This window comes from Variovorax beijingensis (genome assembly GCF_007828835.1).
GTDB classification, from domain to species: domain Bacteria; phylum Pseudomonadota; class Gammaproteobacteria; order Burkholderiales; family Burkholderiaceae_C; genus Variovorax; species Variovorax beijingensis_A.
In genome coordinates, this window is sequence record NZ_VIVL01000010.1 from 1 (window position 1) to 24624 (window position 24624).

Annotated in this window: 26 protein-coding genes and 1 pseudogene; 16 read left to right on the forward strand and 11 right to left on the reverse strand. The window is 63.5% G+C overall.

Going from position 1 to position 24624, the window contains the following annotated elements:
- From FB547_RS24555 to FB547_RS24580, 6 genes are all read right to left on the reverse strand, one after another.
- The coding region (locus FB547_RS24555) for an acyl-CoA dehydrogenase N-terminal domain-containing protein (RefSeq protein ID WP_145746269.1) at nt 1-92 on the reverse strand (92 nt) is incomplete at its 3' end.
- Nucleotides 93-228: 136 nt separating this feature from the next.
- Nucleotides 229-759: a MarR family winged helix-turn-helix transcriptional regulator gene (locus FB547_RS24560; RefSeq protein ID WP_145746270.1), complete on the reverse strand. Its 531-nt coding sequence runs from the start codon at nt 757-759 to the stop codon at nt 229-231.
- 83 nt (nt 760-842) lie between these two features.
- A complete protein-coding gene (locus FB547_RS24565; RefSeq protein WP_145746271.1) occupies nt 843-1649 on the reverse strand; it encodes an alpha/beta fold hydrolase in 807 nt (268 codons plus the stop codon).
- 120 nt (nt 1650-1769) lie between these two features.
- The gene (locus FB547_RS24570; protein WP_145746272.1) at nt 1770-2987 is read right to left on the reverse strand and encodes a xanthine dehydrogenase family Fe-S subunit; all 1218 of its coding nucleotides are present in this window, start codon (nt 2985-2987) and stop codon (nt 1770-1772) included.
- Between the two features lie 6 nt (nt 2988-2993).
- Nucleotides 2994-3845 carry an FAD binding domain-containing protein gene (locus FB547_RS24575; RefSeq protein WP_145746273.1) on the reverse strand — a complete coding sequence of 284 codons (852 nt, stop codon included), beginning with the start codon at nt 3843-3845 and terminating at the stop codon, nt 2994-2996.
- Nucleotides 3842-6223 (reverse strand): xanthine dehydrogenase family protein molybdopterin-binding subunit, encoded by a 2382-nt coding sequence (locus tag FB547_RS24580; protein WP_145746274.1) that lies wholly within the window; start codon nt 6221-6223, stop codon nt 3842-3844. Before FB547_RS24580 ends, FB547_RS24575 begins: the two co-directional genes overlap by 4 nt.
- A gap of 209 nt (nt 6224-6432) precedes the next feature.
- Here FB547_RS24580 and FB547_RS24585 point away from each other — a divergent pair, with 209 nt between their 5' ends.
- The 15 genes from FB547_RS24585 (at nt 6433) to FB547_RS24655 (ending at nt 19850) form a co-directional block, all read left to right on the forward strand.
- Complete coding sequence (locus FB547_RS24585) at nt 6433-6651, forward strand: hypothetical protein (RefSeq protein WP_145746275.1); 219 nt, start codon at nt 6433-6435, stop codon at nt 6649-6651.
- A gap of 265 nt (nt 6652-6916) precedes the next feature.
- Nucleotides 6917-7234: a non-heme iron oxygenase ferredoxin subunit gene (locus FB547_RS24590; protein WP_145746276.1), complete on the forward strand. Its 318-nt coding sequence runs from the start codon at nt 6917-6919 to the stop codon at nt 7232-7234.
- Nucleotides 7231-8484, forward strand: coding sequence for an NAD(P)/FAD-dependent oxidoreductase (locus FB547_RS24595; RefSeq protein WP_145746277.1), 1254 nt, complete (start codon nt 7231-7233; stop codon nt 8482-8484). The genes FB547_RS24590 and FB547_RS24595 overlap by 4 nt, the downstream gene beginning before the upstream one ends.
- Before the next feature lie 29 nt (nt 8485-8513).
- Complete coding sequence (locus tag FB547_RS24600) at nt 8514-9824, forward strand: aromatic ring-hydroxylating oxygenase subunit alpha (RefSeq protein WP_145746278.1); 1311 nt, start codon at nt 8514-8516, stop codon at nt 9822-9824.
- The gene (locus FB547_RS24605; protein WP_145746279.1) at nt 9821-10336 is read left to right on the forward strand and encodes an aromatic-ring-hydroxylating dioxygenase subunit beta; all 516 of its coding nucleotides are present in this window, start codon (nt 9821-9823) and stop codon (nt 10334-10336) included. The genes FB547_RS24600 and FB547_RS24605 overlap by 4 nt, the downstream gene beginning before the upstream one ends.
- A 17-nt stretch (nt 10337-10353) precedes the next feature.
- The gene (locus tag FB547_RS24610; protein WP_145746280.1) at nt 10354-11349 is read left to right on the forward strand and encodes an amidohydrolase family protein; all 996 of its coding nucleotides are present in this window, start codon (nt 10354-10356) and stop codon (nt 11347-11349) included.
- 23 nt (nt 11350-11372) lie between these two features.
- Entirely contained in the window at nt 11373-12416 is a 1044-nt protein-coding gene (locus FB547_RS24615) for a 2,5-dihydroxypyridine 5,6-dioxygenase (protein ID WP_145746281.1), read from the forward strand.
- A complete protein-coding gene (locus tag FB547_RS24620; RefSeq protein ID WP_145746282.1) occupies nt 12413-13054 on the forward strand; it encodes an isochorismatase family protein in 642 nt (213 codons plus the stop codon). Before FB547_RS24615 ends, FB547_RS24620 begins: the two co-directional genes overlap by 4 nt.
- Before the next feature lie 80 nt (nt 13055-13134).
- Nucleotides 13135-14313: an ABC transporter substrate-binding protein gene (locus tag FB547_RS24625; RefSeq protein WP_145746283.1), complete on the forward strand. Its 1179-nt coding sequence runs from the start codon at nt 13135-13137 to the stop codon at nt 14311-14313.
- Nucleotides 14314-14328: 15 nt separating this feature from the next.
- Nucleotides 14329-15198, forward strand: a complete 870-nt coding sequence (locus FB547_RS24630; protein WP_145746284.1) for a branched-chain amino acid ABC transporter permease — start codon at nt 14329-14331, stop codon at nt 15196-15198.
- Nucleotides 15195-16208, forward strand: a complete 1014-nt coding sequence (locus FB547_RS24635) for a branched-chain amino acid ABC transporter permease (protein ID WP_145746285.1) — start codon at nt 15195-15197, stop codon at nt 16206-16208. Before FB547_RS24630 ends, FB547_RS24635 begins: the two co-directional genes overlap by 4 nt.
- Nucleotides 16205-16969 (forward strand): ABC transporter ATP-binding protein, encoded by a 765-nt coding sequence (locus FB547_RS24640; protein WP_145746286.1) that lies wholly within the window; start codon nt 16205-16207, stop codon nt 16967-16969. The genes FB547_RS24635 and FB547_RS24640 overlap by 4 nt, the downstream gene beginning before the upstream one ends.
- Nucleotides 16950-17672, forward strand: a complete 723-nt coding sequence (locus tag FB547_RS24645) for an ABC transporter ATP-binding protein (RefSeq protein ID WP_145746287.1) — start codon at nt 16950-16952, stop codon at nt 17670-17672. The genes FB547_RS24640 and FB547_RS24645 overlap by 20 nt, the downstream gene beginning before the upstream one ends.
- A 36-nt stretch (nt 17673-17708) precedes the next feature.
- Nucleotides 17709-18950: an MFS transporter gene (locus FB547_RS24650; RefSeq protein WP_145746288.1), complete on the forward strand. Its 1242-nt coding sequence runs from the start codon at nt 17709-17711 to the stop codon at nt 18948-18950.
- A 27-nt stretch (nt 18951-18977) separates the two neighbouring features.
- Entirely contained in the window at nt 18978-19850 is an 873-nt protein-coding gene (locus FB547_RS24655) for a LysR substrate-binding domain-containing protein (protein WP_145746289.1), read from the forward strand.
- A gap of 64 nt (nt 19851-19914) precedes the next feature.
- Here FB547_RS24655 and FB547_RS33650 read toward each other — a convergent pair whose 3' ends face one another.
- The 3 genes and pseudogenes from FB547_RS33650 to FB547_RS24665 form a co-directional block, all read right to left on the reverse strand.
- Entirely contained in the window at nt 19915-20322 is a 408-nt protein-coding gene (locus tag FB547_RS33650) for a hypothetical protein (RefSeq protein ID WP_261380404.1), read from the reverse strand.
- Between the two features lie 103 nt (nt 20323-20425).
- Nucleotides 20426-20776: pseudogene (locus tag FB547_RS33655) on the reverse strand (transporter); the annotation flags it as partial.
- A complete protein-coding gene (locus FB547_RS24665) occupies nt 20776-21654 on the reverse strand; it encodes a MurR/RpiR family transcriptional regulator (RefSeq protein ID WP_145746501.1) in 879 nt (292 codons plus the stop codon). The pseudogene FB547_RS33655 and the gene FB547_RS24665, both read right to left, overlap by 1 nt.
- Before the next feature lie 88 nt (nt 21655-21742).
- Here FB547_RS24665 and FB547_RS24670 point away from each other — a divergent pair, with 88 nt between their 5' ends.
- Entirely contained in the window at nt 21743-22639 is an 897-nt protein-coding gene (locus tag FB547_RS24670) for an oxidoreductase (protein WP_145746290.1), read from the forward strand.
- A 103-nt stretch (nt 22640-22742) separates the two neighbouring features.
- Here FB547_RS24670 and FB547_RS24675 read toward each other — a convergent pair whose 3' ends face one another.
- Both FB547_RS24675 and FB547_RS24680 read right to left on the reverse strand, forming a co-directional pair.
- The gene (locus FB547_RS24675; protein WP_145746291.1) at nt 22743-23726 is read right to left on the reverse strand and encodes a Bug family tripartite tricarboxylate transporter substrate binding protein; all 984 of its coding nucleotides are present in this window, start codon (nt 23724-23726) and stop codon (nt 22743-22745) included.
- A 120-nt stretch (nt 23727-23846) separates the two neighbouring features.
- On the reverse strand, nt 23847-24623 hold the full coding sequence (locus FB547_RS24680) for an enoyl-CoA hydratase/isomerase family protein (RefSeq protein WP_145746292.1): 777 nt from the start codon (nt 24621-24623) through the stop codon (nt 23847-23849).
- Nucleotide 24624: the final 1 nt, after the last annotated feature.

Here is a 24624-nt window from a genome sequence, read left to right on the forward strand (position 1 = left end):
TCCTCGAAGCCCGGCAGCCTGGCGATCTCGCCGATGTTGGCCAGGTGCTCGATGTCGAACAGCATGTCCTTGAGGGGGGCGGTGTAGCTCATCTCCATCCTGCTTCCAGAGCAGTCCCAAATTACTTAATTGACACAACTCACGTGCGGGCAAGCGATACGGACGCCGAAAGAAAGCAGTGGGCCCATATTCATCAGTCGCCGAAAGACGAAAACTCCATCAGACGACTCAAATTCCCTTTTCCTTCTTTTCATGCGCATCGACGAGCTGCGCAAGCAACCTCATGAAGACAACGCGATCTTCTGGCGACAGCGGTTCGATCAGCAGTTCTTGAGAGCGGTGAATGCTTTCTTGCAAGTCGTTGATCAGTTTGAGCCCATCCGTGGTGATCACCGAAAGCCTTGATCGACGATCGTCCGGGTTGACGCGGGTTTCGACCAACCCCTTGTCACCGAGACGTTTGAGCACTTCCGCCGTCGTTGTCCGGTCCAGCGAAAGCTCTCGCCCGATCGCTTTCTGATCCAGCCAGGGGTTCATCGAAAGCGCCGTCAGCATGCCGATCTGAAGCGGAGTGATGCTTTCGGACTTGCATAGATCGAAAAAGATCGCCTGTCCGATCTGGGTCAGCCTGCGAATGAGGAAACCCGGGCGACGCCACATGACCTGGCGCAGTGGATTGAAAGGCTCTGGGACCGGGTGCTTTGCCACATCGGCTGAGCCGACCGTCTTTTTCTGGGCGGGAGAACGCTTTGTCATCATCTCGAGATCGCTGAGGGTGTCAGCCGACGAGTTTATCGACTCCCTTGAGTGTGAATGGAAACCCAACTGCGCTTCAGGTTGCGCTAGCGCAGGTCGACCTTCAGGTAATCACCAAGCAAGCGATAAAAATCTTCCTCGTCATCCCACGGGATCATGTGCCCGGCGTACAAGGCCGTGCATTGCGACAATCCAGGCGAGAGAGCCTCGATCTCGGCAAGGTCTTCCGGCAGCATCACCCCTCCTCGGCCCGCGGCCATCAGAAGTCCAGGCGTCCGCAGTTTGGGTAGATCGGCGTGGATGTCGTCCTCATGGAAGCCAGCATGCGCCTGGACAACAGCATCCTGGTCGCACGTATGGAGCCATTCGGCCCTCAGCCGCAATTGTTCATCTGTCCACGTGGGCGCATAGGGGCGAAGCTCTTCGGCCGTGATGCCATTGACAGCCATTTGGATCGACTCGACATACCAAGCCAGAGGGACTGGATAAGGTCGGCGGCCCGGGCCGGACATTGGCGGATCGACAAGCAGCAGCCTGGCCATGCGTCCCGGATCGAGCGCCGCGGCGCGAATCGCCACGCGGGCGCCCATTGAGTGACCCAGCACCGTCACGGATGACCACCCCAGGACATTCAGCAGATCCAGCACATCGGCCGCCATGGCATCAAGGGTCGCGACCATCCCCGGCGCGCTGAAGGACAGACCACGCCCCCGGAAGTCAAGGACATGGACGTCGAAGTGCCGAGCCAATCGTTCGGCGACGAAGCCCCAGGTAATTGCAGGACTCGTAATTCCGGGCAACAGGAGCAGTCGAGGACCCTGTCCTCCATAGCGCAAGAGGTGCAGTCGCACCCCGTTTGCACGGATGTGATAGCCAAGAAGGAAGGAACTCATTCAGACTCCGAAAATATTCATGCGGCCAACTCTGTGACGCGAGCATCACGCTCAAACCGACGTTGAAAGAACCATCGAAACGCTCGCCTGGGCCGCTTGCCTCTCCTGCAGCGAGCCATGTCAGAGCTGCGGCGGCTTTCCAAACCAGCCACGGATGCGATTCCAGAGCACGCTCCACATCATCCCGGCGACGGAAACCGTGGGTTGTGGTTCATTGGACGCAACCGTTTGACCGCCCAGCCTTCGCGTGATCTGTTTTCCAAAGTCCGCGACCATGCGGCGCACGAAATCCTTCACGAGTCCGGAGCGCGAGAATTGAGCGAGTGGACCCTGGAGGGCATAGATCATGTCCACGTGGACACGCGTGCTGCCGGCAGTCAGTTCTTCCAGGCGATAGGTGATGTCTCCCTGGGTGCGCGACTTGCTCAGGCTGTCCTGGCCGGCACCGCGCAGGACCGCGCGCTTGGCAACATCGTCGCGCTCCAGCCGCGCTGCACCGGCGAATGCCGCCGACATCGGGCCGAACTTGATCGCGATGGTGCCCTTGACCCTCTCTCCCTCGTGCGAGTCGATGGTCGCACCGGGCAAGCAGGAGGCAACCGCAGGCAGGTCGCCCATGAACTTCCACACCTGATCCGCCGGATAAGGCACATCGAAATGCACTTCGATCGCGTTGCCCTTGGCCTTGGCCTTGGCCATCGCGACGGGATCGACCTCCGCCATTTCCGCGGCAGTCACCGGATCCGCCGTGGGCGGCTTGCCGGGCGAACGCGCGGGCGGCTGCGCCTGGCTCGGTGCAGTGACCGGGCCCAGTGCCATGGTTCGCGGCAAGCTCAGTGTCTGCCGCAGGTTTTCGACTTGCGCGTCGGGGGTGTCACGCTGCTGTTGCAGCACATCCAGGATCGCGTCCACGATACCCTGGTATCCGGTGCAACGGCACAGGTTCCCGGACAGCTCGAGGCGCACGCGCGCCTCGTCGGCGTGGGGCAGACGAAGCACGATGTCGCGCGCCGTGGCGAGCATTCCGGGTGTACAGAACCCACACTGCAATGCGTGATGACGCGTGAACGCCGGGCGCAGCCTTTGCATCACTGCATCATCGTCGTAACCCTCGATGGTGGTGACCTCCTGGCCCTCACATGCGACGGCGAAAGTGATGCACGAGCGCGTCGGTTGCCCGTTGACGAGCACCGTGCATGCGCCGCAGACGCCATGCTCGCAGCCAAGGTGGGTTCCTGTCAGGCGCAGCTCGTCCCGCAGGAAGTCGCCAAGATGCATCCGCGGCTCGGCGTGCCGGCTGTAGCCGCGGCCATTGACCTGAATAGAGATGGGGTCCAAGTCTTCTTACTCCGCTTGCTTGAGATTGGAAAAAACACCGGACTGCTCGAGTGCGCGCTCGACGCAGGCCGTGAAGAGCTTCCGGTCGATGGCGTCGCGATCAGGGAGAGCGGCGCCGACGGCCGCGCTTACCTTTTCACGCCCCGCAGCCTGCGCACCCCTGCTGGCAATTTCCGCCGCGAAGTCATTCAGCAGGATCGGTGGCCCGTCTGCGGCCCCCAGAACGACGCGTGCTCGCTTGCGCGAGACATCGAAATAGACCGCCGCACTGGCCTCGGCAAATTCGCCAGGCTTGCGGCAGACCTTGTGATACCCCCAGCGCGTGGTCGGCGTCTCGGATGGCACATGAATGGCAAGGATCAACTCGTCAGCCTCGAGCACCGTTGTATAAGCGCCGAGCATGAGGCCGTCCGCCTCGATCGTGCGTTCGCCGCGCGGCGACCTGATCACAATGCGCGCACAGAGTGCAGCGAGCGTCACAACCCAATCCGCTGCTGGATCTGCATGCGCCAAGCTACCTCCGACGGTGCCGCGGCTACGGATCGCGCGGTAGGCGATCCCGCCTGCGACCTGACGCATGGGATGCGCCGCCAGCGGCGGGTACACACCATCCTCGATCTCGGCATGCGTGACGGCTGCGCCGATCTCGACCCACTCGCCCTTGCGACTGACAGCGCGCAGCGTTGGGATATTGGCCACGTCGACCACTTGAGCCGGTCGCGCCAGTCTCAAGTTGAGCATGGGACCGAAGGACTGGCTTCCGCTCATCGCCTTTGCCGTGCCGCCGCCCTTGGCCAGCACCTCGATCGCCTCATCCACGTCGAAGACCCGGGTGTATGCAAATTTCGGCGCCTTCATTTGACGAGCTCCTGTTCCGGCTTCGCGCTTTCGAGGGCCTTGAGCAAGCGACGCGGCGTCAGGGGCGTCATCAGTACCTCGGCGGCACCCGTGCCTCGCAACGCGTCGTTCACGGCGTTGAAGATCACCGCCGGCGGCGCGATTGCGCCCCCCTCCCCCACGCCCTTGGCACCGAACTCGGTGTGAGGCGAAGGTGTCTCGAAATGCTCGATACGGATGCGCGGCACTTCCGTGGCGCCAGGCAAGATGTAGTCGGCCAGAGTGGAAGCCAGGGGCTGGCCTTGATCGTCGTATGGGCTTTCTTCATACATCGCGGTGCCGATGCCCTGCGCGATGCCCCCGATGGTCTGGCCCTCCACGATCATCGGATTGACCATGGTGCCGCAATCCTCGACGACGACGTAGTCGAGGATCTCGACCTCGCCCGTCTGCGTGTCGACAGCGACAACGACCGCATGGGTGGCATACGTAAAGGTACCTGTGTCGACTCTGGGCTTGTACGCACGCGAGACCTCCAGTCCACCGAGATGAACGTTCTCAGGCAGGTCCTGCGGCGTGAGATACCACGCACCGCCCACTTCGGACAGCGGAATCGACTTTTCCCCGGCGACAGCAAACCCCTCGACCAATGCGACGGTCTGCGGGTCCACGCCCATGAGATAGCCGGCGATCGACTGAATGCGAGGCAACAGTTCCTTGCACGCGGTCGAGATGGCGCCTCCTGACATGACGGTGGCCCGAGAGGCGTAGGTCCCCGAGGAGAAGGGCGTGAGCGCAGTGTCGCCATGCACCACCCGGATCCGGGCAACAGGAATGCCAAGTACATCATTGGCGATCTGCGCAAAGCTGGTCTCCATGCCTTGGCCATGCGAGTGCACGCCGACGCGCACTTCCAGTCCGCCATCCGCGGTCATCCTGACCACCGCCTGATCGAAGCCAGGCACCACCGGCAACCCCCAGTTGGCGAAAACGGTCGTGCCGTGGGCAGACTGCTCCGTGTAGGTTGCCGTCCCGAACCCGATCCGGCGCCCATCCGGCTCTCCCCGGGCTTGCCGCTCACGGACTGCAGCGAGTCCGATCATCTCCACGGCGCGGCGCAGGCTCGCGGGAAAGTCGCCGCTGTCAAAGTGCTTGTTGGCCACGTTGACGTAGGGCATGGCAGCGGCCGGGACCAGGTTGTCCATGCGGACCTCCCATGGCTCTCGCCCCACTTCACGCGCCACGGCGTCCATGAGGAGCTCGATCGCGAAACACACGCCGGTGCGCGCTACGCCGCGGTAGGCCATGAAGCCCGGCTTGTTGGTCGCGACACACAGGGTCTCGCAGCGATAGCCGCGGAAGGTGTAGGGGCCCGGCAGGTTGCCGATCGCCTGGCCAGGTTCCAGACCGACGAAGAAGGGATAGTAGGAATAGGCGCCGCCGTCGATGGTGATGACAGCGTCCAAAGCGAGGAGCTTTCCAGTGCGGTCCGCATAGGCAGTGAGCTGGTAGTGATGCTGCCGCGTGTTGGCACCGACGATCAGATGCTCGCGCCGATCCTCAAGGTAGCGGAACGGCGTTCGGTATGTCTTGGCCAGCCAGGCAATGCACAGATCCTCGGGGTACAACTGCCCCTTGTAGCCAAAGGCGCCTCCCACGTCGGGCGACACCACGCGCACCGCTTCCTCGTTCATCGAGAGGTGCTGGGCGATACCGACGCGCAGCAGGTGCGGGACTTGCGTCGCGCTCACGACCACGAGTTGATCGGCCTGGAAGTCCCAGTAGGCCAGCACCGACTTACCCTCCAGCGGCACGATGCACTGACGCGAGAGTTCGACGGTGCGGCTGACCTTCACCTCCGCCTTCGCGGCAAGTTCATCGAAGTCGCGATTGGCCCGCAGCGTGAGAAAGACATTGTCTTTCCACCCAGGATGAAGGAAGTCTCCCGTCGCCGCAAGAGAAGACTCGGCGCCGTGGTAGACGGGAAGCTCGTCATAGGAAACCTGCACCTCCTCGAGCAGGTCTTCCGCCACTGCACGCGTGGGCGCAACAGCCATGGCGACCGCCTCTCCCACATGCCGGACCTTGCCCGAAGCCAGCGGCGGCAAGGCTGAGTACTGGTATGTGGGCAGCGAAGAAGGCGAACCGATGTCCGCAGCATCCGGCATCATCTCGCGCAAGAACACCTTCCCCGCAAGCTCCTCCGGAATTTCGACCCCCGTGATGGTGGCGTGCGCCAGAGGACTGCGCAGGAACGCGACCTCCTGCAGACCCGGCAGCACGAAGTCGCCCACGAAGTTGCCTTTGCCCACCATATGGCGCGCATCCTCCTTGCGAGGCACCCGCGCTCCGATGCCCTCGCGCTTGAGCACTCTCGCCGGAATGTCTGCTTGGTTCATGCGTTTCCTTTTCCTTGACTAATTTGCCCGGGCGTGCCGCACAGGATGTGCGGCACGGCGGCACTGTCCCAGCGATCCCAGCCGCTGCTCATTCATGCGCACAGATGACCCGTCCGAAACTGGCCCGTGACGGCACTTCGTGCTTCGTGCCGCGTACCTGGCGTTCGCCGCCGCATCGCCGACTCCATCGAAAGCCCCCGAGTGAAGCCGTGACCTCGACCACGGCGCACCCCGATCTGCGCGCGACTTCGAAAGCACTGGACCACACCCGCTTGAATGGCGGCCATGAGCAGGAACTTTCCACGCGACATCGGCGCGCGCTTCTCCACACGATCGGCTCACATCAAGAAGACGCTCACGTGCCGGACCCCGCCATGCTGCATCGCGGCTTCCGGACCGTGATCCAATGTCTCACATCTATTTTATGACAGTACACGTGCAGAAGTATAGATGCGCTAATGCCGCGTGTGAAGACAGCATTTCTTGATGAAAACCCTGACACGCCGGACTCACCGACGTGGTGCTATTCCAGAGCGTAAATGCACTCTTTTTGCCCATCATCCAGGCGCTTTTCTATCCACTCTGGTGCAGCGCCAACAAGTACAAACCCGCACTTGAAAAGACGATTCGATGCGCTTACTATGACAGTTCACTGAGTATTTATTTCGGATCTTTCAACGACTGGATGGAGCCATGGATTGGATCAAGGTCGCCTCGGCGCAAGAGCTGAGCAACGATGAAGCGAAGACAGTCAATGTCGCTGGCTACGGTGTTGCGCTGTACCGGATCGACGACGAGTTTTTTGCAACAGACAGCATGTGCACCCATGCCACGGCTCTGCTGTCGGAGGGCTATGTGGAAGACGGCTGTGTCGAATGCCCCTTGCACCAAGGCCGCTTCGACATTCGCACCGGCAAAGCGATGTGTGCGCCGGCCACCGCGGACCTGCGCACCCATGCCGTGAAGCGGGAGGGCGATCACATCTACGTGTTGTCGCCTGCCGGCAAATGACCGCACGCGGCATCGTCATCGTCGGTGCGGGTCAGTCGGCGGCCGTCGCGGCACACGCCCTGCGCGAGCATGGCTACAGCGGGCGCATCACGATGCTGGGTCGGGAGCGCCACAGACCGTATGAGCGCCCGCCTTTGTCCAAGGCCGTCTTGGTGGCTCCCGACGCCCCCCGGCTCGACGTCCTCACGGACGAATCCTGGACGCGCAGCAAGATCGACCTGCTCAGCGGCAGCGACGCGGTTGCACTGGACCTTGTGCAGCAGCATGTTCGCCTTGCAGACGGGCAAGTGCTCGAGTACGAGATCTGCCTGCTCGCCACCGGCGGTGAGGCCGTCACGCTCGCATCCGTCCCAGCCGGCCGCCCGGGTGTGCACTACATCCGCACCCTGGATGACGCGCGCAGGCTGCGAGCCGCCCTTCAAGGAACGCCGCAAGTCGCGATTCTGGGCGGTGGATTCCTCGGACTCGAAATCGCAAACTCGGCGCTGTTCGCAGGCGCTTCGGTGACGGTACTCGAACGCGCCACATCCGTGCTCGATCGCTTTGTGCCGCCGGAGGCGTCGGCATGGCTTGAATCGCGAATACGGGCAGCAGGCGCAAGGCTCCTGCTCGGCGCTTCCTGCAGCGGCGTCCATTCACTGCCAGTCGGCCGGTTGCGCCTGAGCACCAGCACCGGCGATCTTGAAGTGGATGAGGTGATCATCGCCATCGGCCTGTCTCCGAACGACGCGCTGGCGCGCGATGCGGGACTCGAGATCGCGGCAGGTGGCGGCATTCTGGTCGACGCGTCCTGTCGCACCAGCAACGCACACGTGTTTGCATGTGGCGACTGCACCAGCCAGCGTCGTCCCGGGCAGGCGGCGCCAACGCGCCTCGAATCCTGGCAGAACGCGAACGAGCAGGGGCGCACTGCCGCTGCTGCCATGCTGGGCCTGCCTCTTCCTGCACCTGTGGTGCCATGGTTCTGGACCGACCAGGGAAAACACAACATCCAGATGCTGGGCCTGCCGGCCAGCGATCTCGAATATGTGCGCCGCGGCGACCCGGCCAATGACAAGGCGCTGTGGATCGGCCATCGGGGTTCTGTCCCATTGCACGGCGTCGCCATCAATGCAGGCGCCGATCTGCGAGCCGTTCGCCCTCTCTTCGAACGTGGGCGGCCCGTGCAGTTGCAGGACTTTCAACTGGACGCCACCAACCTGCGCGCATGGGCCAAGCAGATGCAAGCCGATGACGCGCTCACCGCTTAAACCACCTCTCTCAAAGCTAAGGAGCTTTCATGTATCAATCGCAGGCGGTCATCGGCATCACGAATGCCCGAAAGAATCCGCCCTTGGAACAGTGCGTCTGGCCAGCGGACGCCATGAACAACATCCCGGACTGGGTCTACACCAGCCAGGCGAACTATGACCAGGAGATCGAGCGCATCTTTCGGGGGGACACCTGGAACTTTGTCGCTCTGGAAGCGGAGATTCCCAACCCAGGCGACTACAAGCGCGGTTACGTCGGCGCCACGGCCGTCGTGATCGTTCGCGCGGAGGACAACACGATCTCCGTCTTCGAGAACCGCTGTGCCCATCGCGGCGCGGAGTTCTGTCGCTCCAGCCAGGGAAATACGAAGGAGTTCGTCTGCCCCTACCACCAGTGGTCGTACGACCTCAAGGGAAACCTGCAGGGCGTTCCGTTCAAGCGCGGCATCAACAAGGTCGGCGGCATGCCGGCGGACTTCAAGAACGCCGACCACGGCACCCGCCAGTTGCGCGTGGCCACGCGCAACGGCGTGATCTTCGCCACCTACTCCGACAAGACCCCTCCCCTGGAAGAGTACATGACCGAGGAGATCGTCGAGGAGTTCGACGTGCCCTTCTCGGGCAAGAAACTCAAGATCCTGGGCTACTGCCGCAACGAGCTTCCCTGCAACTGGAAGATGTACCACGAGAACCTCAAGGACCCGTACCACGCGACGCTGCTGCATTCGTTTCTCGTGGTGTTTGGCCTGTTGGTTCCCGGCATCAAGTCGATCGTGTTTGCAGACAAGGCGCATGGCCGCCATGGCTTCATGGCGTCGGCCAAGCCGGACGAGATCTATGCCACTGTCGCCGACGACGACAAGGCGCAGATGCGATCGTTCAGCGACACCCTCCGGTTGCGAGACGAACGGTTCCTGGACTACGTACGGGAGTTCAAGTCGCCCTGGTCCGCCAACATGATGACCATGTGGCCGAACCTCATCGTTCAGCGCCAGATGAACACGATGGGTGTGCGCCAGATCATCCCGAACGGTCCGAACAGCATGGTGATGCAATGGACGATGTTCGGATATGAGGACGACACGCCGGAGATGACACGGCACCGCCTTCGTCAGGGCAACCTGATGGGCCCGGCCGGCTTCCTGGGCCTTGAGGACAACGAGGCATTGAAGTTCGTGCAGGAAGGCCTGCGCAACTCGTCCACGGACAACAACGTCGTCAAGCTCGATGCCGGCCACCAGGGCACGGCACGCAATCTCATCTCCGAGTCCTGCATCCGCTCCCTCTACCAGTACTACCGGGACGTGATGGACATCCGTGTCGCGGAGAAAGCAGCATGAAGGAGCGGCTCGCCTATGCCAAGGCCACCATCTCGCCCCGACGCGCAGCCGAGTTGCGCGCCGAGATCGAGTCGTTTCACGTCGAGTACTGCGCTGCTCTGGATGCGAACGACGTCGAACGCTGGCCGGACTTCTTCAGCGAGGAAGCGACGTACCGCGTGACATCGCGCCAGAACGCGCTTCTGAACATGCCCGTGGGACTCATCTACTGCGAGGGTCTGGACATGATCATTGACCGCGCCCTTGCCGTTGCGCACTCGCAGATGTTCGCGCCGCGACACATGCTGCATGTACTCGGGATTGCGCGCGTACTGCAAGAGACGGGGAACGCGATCAGTTCTCAGACGCCATTCATCCTGATGCAGACCCTGGTGGAGGGCCCATCCACGGTGCATCTCGCCGGGGTCTATCACGACCGCTTCGTGCGCGAAGGCGACCGACTGCTTCTTGCCAGCCGCGAAGTGGTCCACGACACGGAAATTCTCGACACCGCCTTGGCGTACCCGGTCTGAGGCCACCTAGGAAGACTATGAATCAAACCCCAAAAATCGCACTGGAAGAGCACTTCTCGGCCCCCGGCTTCGACGCGTACTCAGCCCCGTACACGCGAGCGCTTCCCGCCGAATTCGTCGCCAAGCTCGATGCCAGGCTGACCGACTTCGATGATCAGCGCCTTGCGGAGATGGACGCAGGGAACATCGAGTACGTCGTGCTGTCGCAAACGATGCCTGGTGTACAGGCCGAGGCCGATCGTGACACCGCCGTGCGCCGAGCGCGCGAGAACAACGAGTTCCTTGTCGAGCGCGTGTCGCGTCATCCGCGACGTTTCGGCGCCTTTGCCCACGTGGCCATGCAGGATCCGAGCGCCGCAGCAAAGGAGCTGGAACGCACGGTCGTCGAATATGGCTTCAAAGGCGCGATGATCAACGGCCATACCCTGGGCCGCTACTACGAAGGTGGCGCGTTCGACGTGTTCTGGGAGCGCGCGCAGGCGCTTGGGGTGCCCATCTATCTGCATCCCAACGCATTCAGCCAGGCACCGGCTCTGCTGGAAGGCATGCCGGTGCTCCAGGGCGCTGCATGGGGATGGGGCGTGGAGACAGCGGGCCATGCGTTGCGCCTGCTGTTCGGCGGGGTGTTCGACCGATTCCCGCGCCTGACCCTGGTGTTGGGCCACATGGGGGAGGCCCTGCCGTACCAGCGCTGGCGCATGGACAGCCGCTTCGCCGCGTATCCATCCGGCATCAAGTTGGCGCGCAAACCCAGCGAGTACATCGGTAGCAACATCCTGATCACCACGTCAGGTGTGTGCTCCGCATCGGCCCTGTTGGGCGCCATTGGCGAGCTCGGGGCACAGGCCGTGCTCTTCTCGGTGGATTACCCCTACGAGTCAACCGCCGAGGCCTGCACCTTCATCGAAGACGCACCCCTCGACGACAAGACACGGGCACAGGTGTGCCATGGCAATGCGCGCCGGCTCTTCAAGCTAGGCAGCCCGGAAGACCTGGCGCTGCTGCAGTTCTGACACTTCACTCCAAAGGACGAAACATGGCAGTCAGCGATTATCAGATGATCAAGGCCTGGGACGAGGTCCTGAAGCTCAGCAAAGTGGAGCGCGGACAGACGGTCTCCATTCTGTGCGGCCCCCACACGCACCCGCAGACGCTCCAGACAGCAACAATTGCAGCGCAGGCCGCGGGCGCGATCGTGACCAGGATCGAGCTGCAACCCATCAACGCGGAGAAGGCCACCAGCCGCGACCTGATGAGCTACCTGGGCGCAACGCCCCTGACCAACAACCCGGCCGCGCTCGCGGCGATGAAGAACAGTGACCTCGTCCTGGACTTGATGCTGCTGCTGTTCTCGCCCGAACAGATGGAGATCCTGGAGTCGGGAACGAAGATCCTGCTGGCCGTGGAGCCGCCGGAGGTCCTGGTGCGGGCGGTGCCCACCGAAGCCGATCGCAAACGCGTGCTGGACGCATCGAAGCTGCTCAAGAAGGCAAAAAGGATGCACGTGACGTCGCCGGCCGGCACGGACGTGACGTTCCAGCTTGGCGAATTTCCGGTCATCAGCGAGTACGGATTCTGTGAGGAACCCGGGCGCTGGGACCACTGGCCGAGCGGCTTCCTCTTTACCTTCGCCAACGAAGGCGGCAGCGACGGCACGATCGTGATCGATCGCGGCGACATCCTGCTGCCGCAGAAGAACTACGTCTCGGACAAGATCACGATGAATCTGAGCGGCGGTTTCGTGCGCAGCATCGAAGGTGACGTCGATGCCGCCCTGCTGCGCGAATTCATGGAAGCCTACAAAGACCCCGAGGCCTACGCCATCGCGCACATCGGCTGGGGGATGCAGCCACGATGCTACTGGCACACACTATCGCTGATGGACCGCGAGGCGACGACCGGCCAGGACGCGCGCTCGTTCGAAGGCAATTTCCTGTTCTCTCTGGGCCCGAACAACGAGGCCGGCGGCTCGCGCACCACGCCTTGTCACCTCGACATTCCGCTGCGCAATTGCACGGTGGCACTCGATGGCATCGTCGTGGTTCGCGACGGCAAGGTGATCGACGGGGCTTTCCAATGAGCTTCGATCAAGACATCTACCAGAAGCAAGGATTCGGCAATGCCGTGGCGCCCGTGGCGCCCTACGGCCTGTTGATCATCGACTTCATCAATGGCTTCGCCGATCCGCTCACGTTTGGCGGCGGCAACATCGCCGGGGCCATCGAATGCACGCGCGGGCTTCTCGCCCAAGCGCGCCAGCGCCAATGGCCGGTCGTGCACACGCGGGTCGTGTACCAGGACGATGGCGCCGATGCCAACATCTTCGCGCTCAAGGTTCCCCCCATCCTTGCCCTGCGCGAGGATGCGAGCGAAAGCCAGATCGTGCCGCAACTGCAGCCGGTGGCCGGGGAGTTGGTGCTGCGCAAGACCAGTCCCTCGGCTTTCTTCGGGACTTCGCTGGCCGCCTGGTTGTCCCTGCGGGGCACACGGACCCTCCTGATTGCCGGCTGCACGACCAGCGGCTGTGTCCGCGCCAGTGTGGTCGACGCCATGTGCCACGGGTTCCGCCCCCTCGTCGTGACCGACTGCGTGGGGGACCGGTCGCTGCAGGCCCACGACGCCAACCTGTTCGACATGAATCAGAAGTACGCGACCTTGATGGCCCGTGATGTCGCCCTTGAAGCGACCACCAGGGCAGAAAACGGCGCCTCGGTCTGATACCCGTTCGAAGGTCCGTCACCTCGTTCGAACCCCTGGTGCTCACGGCACCAGACATGCCCCACCATTTGGAGAAAAGAATGACCCTCAAATTCGTTGCCGCCTTGGCGGTTTCACTCGCGACGATTGCCTTTCAGGCGCGCGCCGACGTCATCAAGGTTGGCGTCATCGCTCCGATGTCCGGACCGTTTTCAGCCGTGGGGCAAACCTGGGAGGGTGCGACCAAGGCATACCAGAAGCTCAATGGCACGACCGTGGGCAAACACACGATCGAAGTCATCTATCGCGACCTTCCGGAGATCAACCCCGCGCAAGCCAAGGCCCTGGCACAGGAACTGATTGTCAAGGAAGGCGCCCAGTACATCGCCGGCCTCTATTTCACTCCTGACACCTTGGCCGTGGCTGCGCTCGCGCAGGAGGCCAAGGTACCGGTCGTGATCTTCAACGCGTCGACGTCCTCGCTTCTCGACAAGTCGGACTTCCTGCTGCGCACTTCATACACCTTGCCGCAAATGGCGGTACCTGTGGCCAAGTACGCACTGGAGAAGAACGTCAGGAACGTTGTCACGCTGGTCAGCGACTTTGGTCCCGGTCTCGACGCCGAGAAGGCCTTCACCACGGCGTTCGTCAGCGGCGGAGGCAAGCTGCTCGAGGCCATCCGTGCGCCGTTGAAGACAACCGACTTTGGTCCCCTGATGCAGCGCGTGAAGGCGCTCAAGCCCGATGCCCTCTACGTCTTTGCCCCAGGCGGTCCTGCGACCTACGCGATGGTCAAGGCATACAACGAGGCCGGATTGAGGACGGCCGGCGTGCGCTTTCTCGGCACTGCCGAGACCGATGAGGACCAGCTGCGAGCGATCGGCCCGGATCTTCTCGGCATCGAGACGGGCATGTTCTATTCGGCAACGCACAACTCTGCGCTGAACAACGCTGTCATCAAGGCCCTTGGCGAGGTTGCCCCCAAGGCCATTCCGACCGTCCAGCTTGCGAACGCGTATGACGGTCTGCATGTGATCTATCACATGGTCAAGGCAACCGATGGGAAGCGGGACGGCGCCAAGGCGCTTGCCAGCGCCAAGGGTCATTCCTGGGAAAGTCCGCGAGGCCCCGTGAAGATCGACCCGGCTTCGCGCGAGTTCGTGCAGAACGTCTACATGCGCGTGGTCGAAAAGGACCCGGCCGGACGCTACGTCAACCGGGAATTCCGGACGTTCGAGATGCAGCCCGACTACGGCCGCACGCAGAACGCATCCAAGTGACGCAGAGTCTGAAGCATGTCTCTCGCGCTTCTTAGCAGCATCCTGATCGACGGGGTCGCGTACGCGATGATCCTGTTCATGATCACAGTGGGCCTGTCGATGACGATGGGCCTGATGCGGGTGGTGAATCTGGCCCATGGCGCCTTCGCGATGCTCGGTGGCTTCTTTGCAGCCACGATCCCGCAACGCCTGGGCGTTCCGATCTGGCTGGGCTTCGTGCTGGCCATCGTCCTGGTCGGACTGGTTGCGCTGCTGTTCGAGCGCATCCTGCTTCGGCGCTTCTATCGACGCGACGATCTCGATCAGATGCTGGTGACGATCGGGCTGATGTTCGTGGCAACCGCCGCGGTGAATCTGCTGTTCGGTTCGACGGTGACATCGGTGGCGCTGCCGGAGCTGTTCAGCGGCACGGTCGATCTGGGCTTCCGGTCCATCCCTCGGCATCGGCTCATCGTTGTGGCCTGTGGGCTCGTGGTCGTCTGCATTCTTTGGCTGGCGGTGGACAAATCGTCCTTTGGCATCCGGGTACGCGCTGCGGTCGACAACGCGCCCATCGCACGGGCCATCGGCATCGATACGACGAAGATCTATGCCGCCACTTTTGTGATGGGTGCAGCGCTCGCAGCACTGGGAGGCATAGCAGGCGCGGAATTGCTGCCCATGGAGCCGACCTACGCCTCCAAATACCTGGTGATCCTCCTGGCCGTCGTCGCCGTGGGAGGCAACGGAAATCTGTTTGGCTCATTCTTTGCAGCGTTGCTGCTCGGCATTGTGGAGACTTCGATGAAATACATGGTTCCGCAGCTCGCATCGGCTGCGTTCTTCCTGACGATGATCATCGTCCTGCTGGTTCGACCGCAAGGTTTGTTCGGGAGACACGCATGAACACGGTCAGTGCGCCCATGACGGTGACCGCACCGTCTCGCGTCCGCCCGTGGATGCAATTGCGCGAAGAGCTCGTGCTGCTGCTGGTGGGACTGCTGGCCTTCGTGCTGTTCCCGCAGGACCTCGGTCTGCTCACCAACATGGCGACCATGTCCATCTTCGCGCTGTCGCTGAGCCTCGTGCTCGGACAGGCCGGCATCGCAACCTTGGGCCAGGCCGCGTTGTACGGCAGCGGTGCCTACGTCGTGGGCTGGACGGCGCTGCATCTGACGGCAGATCCGATTGTGGGCTTGCTGCTGGGCGGGCTGGGCGGCGGCGTGATCGCGCTGCTGAGCGGCGCCGTGATGCTGCGGTCGACCAAACTCACGCTGGTCATGCTGACCATCGCGGTCGCCCAGCTGCTGCTTGAGCTGGCCAATTGGGCGAGGTGGCTCACGGGCGGCGACGATGGACTTGCCGGTTTCAATATCGGCCCCCTGCTGGGCATCTGGGAGTTCAACTTCCTGAGCCACACGGGCTACTTCTATGCCTTGGGCGCACTTGTGCTCGTGTACTTCCTGCTGAGGAACCTCGTGGAGTCGCCATTCGGACTCACGGCCAGGGCCATCCGGCAGGATCCCGGACGAGTTCAGGCGCTGGGGGGTCGCGTCTACTTGCACTTGCTGGCCGTTTACACCGTCGGCGGCATCGTGGCGGGGCTGGCTGGCGCATTGACAGCACAGACCAGCAAAGTTGCCAACCTCTTCATGCTGGATTTCACGACATCGGCGGGCGTCGTGGTCATGATCGTTCTGGGTGGAACACGCCGTCTGTCGGGCGCCGTGCTCGGCACGGTCGCGTACATGACCATCCATCACATCGCATCGACCTTGAACCCCTATCACTGGTTGTTCCTCATCGGGTCGATGCTGATCGTCGTACTCATCGTCCTGCCTGAGGGCTTGATCGGGCTGGTGGACCGTGCCGGGATGTACACCAAGCGGCCTGGCCGCAGTGGGGTGGCACGATGACCCACCGACTCCAGACTCATAACCTGAGTCACTCCTTTGGCGGCCTGGCGGTCACGCAGAACGTCACGCTGTCCCTCCCCCAGGGAGCCCGCACGGCATTGATCGGTCCGAACGGCGCTGGCAAGACGACTTTGGTCAACCTGCTGAGCGGCGCGTTGCGCCCGCAGTCGGGTGACATTCAGCTGGACGGGCGCTCGATCGTCCAGCTGCCGCAGTACGCGCGCGTGCGCAGCGGCATCGTTCGCACGTTCCAGATCAGCCGCCTCTTCAAGGAGCTCACCGTGGCGGACAACGTCAGGGTCGCGGTGTTGCAGCGACACCGGGCCTCCATGCAGTGGTGGCCCTCGCCGACGCGTTCCGCACGCGTGCAGGAAGATGTCGACGAGACACTCGGCATGCTGGGACTGCACCCCTATGCGAACCGGGTGGTGGGACAACTGGCACTGGGCGAGCAGCGGCTTGCGGAGATCGCCCTGGCACTCGCGATGAAGCCCCAGGTGCTGCTCCTCGATGAACCGGGCGCAGGCGTACCGCAGGGAGAAGGCGGCCGGATCATGGAAGCCATCGGGAGCTTGCCGAAAGATCTGTCCGTCCTGCTGATCGAGCACGACATGGACCTGGTGTTCCGGTTCGCGTCGCACATCATCGTCCTGGTCGCCGGTGCGGTGATGGTCGAGGGAACGCCGCAGGAAGTCGCTGCCAACGAGCAGGTCAAGCAAATCTACTTCGGACGAGACGGTCATGCCCAAGCCCACCATTGAACTCCGGTTCGACGACGTCACCGCAGGCTATGGCGGCCTGCCAGTCCTCGAGCATCTCAGCTTCAGCGTACGCGAAGGCGAGCGCCTCGGCCTGATCGGGCGCAACGGCGCCGGCAAGACCACGACGCTCGCGACGGCCATGGGCCTCGCCGACCTGATGAAGGGGCGCATTCACTTCGGCGGCGACGACATCAGCAACGCGAGCACCTACGCACGCTCGCGCGCAGGCCTCGGCTACGTACCGCAGAGCCGCGACATCTTCCCCTCACTGACAGTGGAGGAGAACCTGCTGGCGGGCCTGCAGGGACGCTCGGCGAGCGTTGCCCTGCCACCGATCTATGCGCTGTTCCCGCGGCTCAAAGAGCGCCGACGCAACGGAGGCACGCAGCTATCGGGCGGCGAGCAGCAAATGCTGTCGGTCGCACGAGCACTCGTCGGGCAGCCGCGCATCCTGTTGCTCGACGAACCGCTGGAAGGCCTGGCGCCGATGGTGCGCGAGGAGTTGATGGATGCCATCGTCCGGATGAGTGATCAGCTCGGCGTTGGGTGCATCATCGTGGAGCAGCATGTGGATGTCGTTCTCGAGTTTTCAAACAACATGATCGTGCTGGAACGGGGCCTGGCCGCCTACTCCGGGTCTGCGGCGGTGCTGAGCGGCGAAGAGGCATTGCTGAACCGCACCATCGGCATCCAGAAATGCTGAAGACGAACTCATCGTTGGTTCAACGTGGATCCGCACATGACACCCTCTCCTGATTCACCTTCAGAACTGCGGCAGCATTGGCGCTACGTCCTGGGTTGCTTCCTCGGCCTGGCCAGCGGCGTCTCATCGCTGTACTTCTACAGTTCAGGTCTGTTTCTGAAGCCGCTCGCAGCCGAGTTCGGATGGACCCGAGGCACCGCGTCCCTGGGCTCGCTGATCAGCAGCGTGCTGCTCGGATGCGCGGCACCGCTCATCGGACAGGTGATCGACCGGTATGGCGCGCGACGCGTCACCCTGCTCTCCCTGGCGGCCCTGTCGACCTCCTTTCTGCTTCTGGGCGTTTGGACACAGGGGCTGGCCAGTTTTCTGGCACTGGTCACTGTCCTGACACTGCTCGGCGGCGCAACCTCCCCCTTGTCCTTCACAAGGATCCTCGTGGGCAAGTTCTCCCGGCAACGCGGACTGGCGCTGGGCATCGCCATTACCGGAACGGGCGTCGGGGCCATCCTGATTCCGCTGATCGTCACGCCGGCTATCGCCAACTTCGGATGGCGAGCCACCTACCTGGGTCTTGCGGCCGTTGTCCTTGCCCTTTTGCCATTGATCGCCTACTTCCTGCGGGGTGCGGATGCGGCGCCTGCAGACAAGGGCCGCCGTGCCCCCGCCGGAGGTAACCTGAAGGCTCTGGCCGATCCGCACTTCTTCCGCATTGCCGCAGTCTTCCTGTTGTGCTCGGTCGGCATCTTCGGCACGATCGTGCACGTCGTTCCGATGCTCACTGACCTCGGGCTTTCCCCGAACCGCGCCGCCGGTCTCGCCAGCATCCTTGGCGTGGCGGTCATCGTCGGACGAATCGTCACCGGCTTTCTGCTCGACATGTTCGATGCCGCGCGCTTGTCGGCGACGCTCTTCATGCTGTCTGCCACCGGCATGCTGCTTCTGGCAACAGGCCAACCGGCGCTGGTGCTTCCCGGGTTGCTCATGACTGGCTTCGCGGTCGGCGCGGAGTTCGACCTCGCAGCCTACCTGGTGAGCCGGAAATTCCCGCTGAACCTCTACAGCACCCTCTTCGGGGGTGTCTATGCCACGGTGGCCGTTGGCGCAGGCATCGGGCCATTCCTCGCGGGACGGCTCTTTGACATTTCCGGCAGCTATGTCTCGTGGCTCTGTCTGGCAGCAGGACTTCTGTTTGCAGCCGCAATGATCTGCCTCGCGGAGCGTCGGGCCGCCAAGAACCTGAGCGGCATGGTCCCAGCGGCGGGTTCGAGCGAGCGCTGAGTTCGCTGCGCCTTCCGTTTGCTCGCAATGCACAGCCTCCGTGCGCTCCTCGGCCCGCTGCGCGTGTTCGATGCAGTGTGCCGCGCCAAGGGGATCACGCGCGCCGCTCAGGTGCTTCATGTAACGCCCGGTGCAGTCAGCCAGCAAGTCAAGCAGCTGGAGGTCGGGCTCGGAGCGCAGCTGTTTCAAAAATCCGGCCGCGAGATCGAGCTCACCGCGGTGGGCAAACGACTGGCCCACCGCGTCTCGGATGCTTTCGATCGCCTGAACGATGCACTCAATGACGTGGTCGATATCCAGCTGGACAAGCGGCTGCGCCTGAAAGTGACGCCGAGCCTTGCCATCCGATGGCTGGTACCTCGCCTGCGCGGCTTCTACGCACAACACCCCGACATCGACCTCGAGATTTCGACCATTGCAATGGCCGACGACATCCGGCTCGAGGGCGCCGACTGCGCGATCCGGCATGGCATGGGAGAGTGGGCCGATGTCGAGCTGGACCACCTCTTCGACGACGAATTTCTTCCTGTCTGCGCACCCCACCTGGCCAGGCATTTGAAGACACCTCGAGATCTGCTGCAAGCCAACCTGCTGCACTCGATGATGCGACCGGAAGCCTGGTCGCTATGGTTCAGTTCGGTCGAACTTTTAGATTCCCCGCGTCTGCATGGAATTACTTTGGCGAATGCTGCGCTGTGCTACCAGGCTGCGGCTGATGGATTGGGGATCGCCATTGCCCAGCGAGCCTACGTGGATGACGACCTCCGCAGCGGGCGGCTCGTCATTGCCGTGGATCACGTCGCCAGAACGGAGTCCGGTTACTACTTGGTCTGCGATCCGCTGAAAGCCGCAGAGGCTCCCGTGAAGCTTTTCAGAGATTGGATCCGTTCTGTCCGGTAGCAACGGGCCTCAGCCATCACCCATGAGCCCCGCTACCGCGTGCGGAGCTGGCTCAAAGAAGGCGTCAAAGACTGATCGCCGCGATCCCGGCCAGCACGATCACCGCGCCGGCAATGCGGCGCGCAAGATCACCCTCGCCAAACAGTCTGCATGCAACGAGTGAGCCGATGACGATGGAGGACTCGCGCAGTGGCGCGACGAGCGCCACCGGCGCCTTCAGCATGGCGGTGAGAACGAGGATGTAGGCGAGCGGGGAGAACACAGCCACGATGAGGATCGGCATGGCGTCGGCACGGATGGCCGCTCGAATGCGATGGCGTCGGCGCAGCAAACTGGGGGTCAGGATCAGGCTCTGCAGCAGCAGCGTGGCCGCGTAGTAACTCACGGGCGCCAGGTGCAGCGCGATGACCGAGTAGCCGTCCCAGACCGTGTAGGCGGCGATGGTCGTCCCCGTCGCGGTGCCCCAGAGCAAGCCCTGAAGCGGCCGGCGGCTCCCCCCTTCTGAACGGGTTGCCGGTGACGACGAGGATGCCCGCCACGACAAGCGAAGCACCGAACATCGCGGCAGCGGTGAGCTGTTCGTCCAGGAGCAGGATCGCGAACAGCATCGCCAGCACCGGCCCGGTGCCGCGTGCGACCGGATAAACCACCCCCAGCTCGGCGCGGTCGTAGCCCGCCTGCAAGGTCAGAGAGTAGGCGGTGTGCAACACGGCCGAGACAGCGGCGCCCGCCGCGAGCTGCCAGTTGAGCACCTGCTGCCCATTCGCCATGAAGACGAGGCTGATCGGGACGCACAGCAGCGCCGAAGCGTAGGTATAGGCGCAGACGAACAGCAAGGCATCACCACGCTTGTACTTCGAGGCCAGGTTCCATGCCGCATGGGCTACCGCCGCGGCGAGGACCATCGCGACGGTGCCGGGCGGCATCAGGCGATATCGGGCAGGTCGATGCCCGCCCGTTCCGCGCGGCGGCTGCGCTGCGGGTCGCGCAGCGCGAAAGCCGCGACCAGTGCGTCGATCACCACGAGCTGCGCCAGCCGACTTCCGGCCGCGGCCATCTGGGCCGTCAGTGGTGCCCCGCCGACGACAAGCGCGATGTTCGCGAGGGTTGCCAGCGGTGTGCCGTACTGGTTGGTGATGGCGATGAGCGAGGCGCCGGCAGAAGATGCCGCATCGGCGACGGCGAGTGTCGTCGAGGTGCGCCCGGTCGAACTGACGGCGATGACGACGTCACCGGGCCCCAGGAGCCGCGTTGCGATCATTGCCGACAGATGGTCCGCAATGCCGATGGTCGTCACGCCGACCGCCCGCAGACGGAAGACCGCATCGGCGGCGACCGTCGCCGAGGGACCGGCTCCGAATGCGATCACCTGGCGCGCCTGCTCGATGGCGATGACCGCCCGCTCGAGCGCGGACAGCTCCAGGGCTCCGCCGAGCGCGGCCAGTGCGTCAGTGCCTGCGCGGATCGAGGCCTCGAGCACCGCCGCGGTCGTCGCACCCGCGGTGAGCACGTCAGACGGCGCGAAGAACCCGGTGGTACCGCGGGCACGAGCGATCTCGATCTTGAGTTCGGTGAAACCGCTGAATCCGATCGCACGCGCGGCGCGAATCACGCTCGGCGGCGAAACGCCGGCGCGGGCAGCCACCTGCGCGGTCGTGCTCGCGCCAACGAACAAGGGATCGGCGAGCAGGAGCTCGACGACCTTTGCCTCGCTGGCAGCGAGATCGCCAGCTCGGGCCTGGATGCTTCCGATCAACTGCAACAAGCGCGCGTCGCCTGAAACTCCGTTACCATATTCTTCCATTATGCGTAATAGATTACATCGCGCTCGTGACGAACGCAAGCATGGCGTGCGCGAACGCTGAGCGAGACGCTTGAAGGAGTCTGTGTTCATGAATACGACCAGGGCTGCATCCATCGCCGTTGTGGGTCCGGGTGCCATCGGCACCGCGGTCGCGGCGGCACTGCACGAAGCCGGTCGCACACCGTTGCTGTGCGGCCGCACACCCCGGGATCGCCTGACGCTTCTGGATGGCGATCGCCTCATCACCGTTCCCGGTCCGGTGCGGGTGGATCCCGCACAAATCGGGGGGACGGTCGACCTCGTCCTTCTGGCGGTCAAGGCGACACAGATCGAGGCGGCGGCAGGATGGCTCACCGCGTTGAGCGGCCCGAAGACCGTCGTGTGCGTTTTGCAGAACGGCGTCGAGCAGTTGGAGGGGATCGCCCTGCATGCCCGACCCGGGCAGATCGTTCCCGCGATCGTGTGGTTCCCTGTGCAAGCCCAATCCGACGGCACGGTGCGCCTGCGCGCAGACATGCGCCTGAGCCTGCCAGACACGCCGCATGCCCGCGTGGCGGCCGAGGCGCTGCAAGGTACACGGTGCCATGTCGAGCTGGCCGCGAACTTCCGCACGCTGGCCTGGCGCAAGCTGCTGCAGAACGCGGTGGCCGGACTCATGGTGCTCACGCACCGCCGCTCGGGCATGTTCGGCCGGTCCGATATCGCCGAGCTCGCCCTTGCCTATCTGCGGGAATGCCTGGCCGTGGCGCGCGCCGAGGGCGCAGAACTCGACGGCGGGGTGCCGCAGGAGATTCTTGCCAAATTCCAGGCCTCTCCCGCAGACATGGGCACCTCCATCCTCACGGATCGCGAAGCCGGGCGGCCGCTCGAATGGGATATCCGCAACGGTGTCGTCGCGCGTCGCGGCCGGGCTCTGGGCATCCCCACGCCGATCAGCGATATCCTGGTGCCGCTGCTTGCAGCCGCGAGTGACGGCCCTGGCTGATCCTGCGGCCGATGAGCGCACTGTCGCGCCTCTTCCTCTTCGGCGCCGCAATCCTCAGTCGAGTTGCTGTCCAGCCGGTGTGCGATCACAAGCCGCCACAGCCCTAATCCGCTTTGAATCCCGAAGCTTTGACCACAGGTTCCCAAAAGGCACGCATTTCGCTGAACCTGGCTCGAGCCTCAGCCGGCGAGCTTCCCGTCTCCACAAAGCCGAGCGTGCGGATCTTGCGCGCGAACTGCTCCGTTGCAACTGCTTTCCGGATCGCAGTGCTCCATTCGGAGACGACGACTGCAGGCGTTCCAGGAGGCAGGCATATGGCCAATACGCCAGCTGCGGTGAGCTCCTTTCGGCCGAGCTCGCCGAACGTAGGAACGTCAGGCAGAAGCGGTGAGCGTTGCGCAGAGGTGACCGCCAGCACGCGAAGCTTTCCGGCGTTGTGGTGCTGTGCAAAGTCTCCGACAGTTGAACTTCCCGCTGCGACATTGGCGCCGACGAGGTTCACGATCATCGGGGCTGCGCCCTGAAACGGCACGTCCTGCAGCGGTGTTCCGATGACTTTGGCGATCTGCAATCCCAAGAAGTGGGTCGGGCCTCCCGATGCGGCATGGCCGAAGTTGGCATGCTCAGGATGAGCACGCACCCATTGGGCATATTCGGCAAAGTTCTTGACGGGCGAGGATGCGGGTACGGCCAGCGCCATCGGAAACTCGACCACGGTCGACGCCGGCAGGATATCCCGCTGCGCAGCGTAATTGAGCTTGTTGAAGACGAACGGATAGATCGATTGCAGGAAGTCAGGACACAGCATGGCCACGCTTCCGTCGGCGGGGGCGGCACGCAGCGCATCGATCGCGATCTTTCCGCCGGCTCCGGGCCTGTTCTCCACCACGACGGCACGGTGGAGCGGCTCATGCAGCTGATCCGCAAGCGCCCGTGTGACGACATCGAGTGTCCCGCCAGGCGAGAAGCCCACAAGAATCCTTGCGGGCGGTCGGCCGGCCTGCTGCGCGATGGCCGACGACGTGCCGAAGGACGCGGCAACGATGAGTGCGAGGCTGTAGAGCCAAGCAGTACTCGATTTGTTCAAGAGCTGCTCCAGGAAAGTTCAGCGAGGTCGCGCCGGTTGTTTGGGCGTCAGCACGAGGCCGCTCGGGGGATGCGAGCGCGCAGCGCCCCACGACGCTTGCGCCCTCTGTGCGAGGCAAAGTCAGCGACCGCGAAAGACCGGGGCGCGCTTGTCGGCGAAAGCACGGCGCCCCTCCAGTCGGTCCTCGCTGTCCCTGAGCACGCCAAAGGCCTGGCGCTCCAGTTCCAGTCCACCGGCAAGCGGCAGCTCCCGTCCGGTCATCGCCAGACGCTTGGCCGCGGTCATCGCCAATGGCGCATTGGCGGCCATTGCGCGTGCCAGGTCGATCGCCGTTTCCTGCAGCTCGGAGAGGGCAACCACCTTGCTGACCAATCCGATCCGCAACGCTTCGTTGGCATCAATGCGTTCGCCCGTCAGCAGCATCCACATCGCGTCCGACTGGCCGACCGCGCGAATCAGGCGTTGCGTGCCTCCGGCGCCTGGGATGCTGCCGACGCGCACCTCCGGCAAGCCGAACTGCGCGTTGTCGGAACAGATGCGGATGTCCGCAAGCAAGGCCAGCTCCAGTCCGCCGCCGAGGGCGTAGCCGTTGATCGCGGCGATGACGGGCTTGTCGGTGCGCAGCGTGCCGAAATTGGAATGTCGGTTGCCGCCGCGAAAGACCTGCCGGGCTGCGCTGTCGGCCGGCGGCATCGTTTTCTTGAGATCTGCACCTGTGCAGAACGCACGCTCGCCCGCGCCCGTCAGCACGAGTACGCGGATTTCCTCGTCGCTCGAGACCTCGTCCCAGATCGCGAGCAGCTGCTCGTTCGACTCGGGGTCGATGGAATTCATGGCTTCGGGCCGATTCAGGGTGACGATGGCGACGCCATCCTGGACTGTTTTGACGATGGGCATG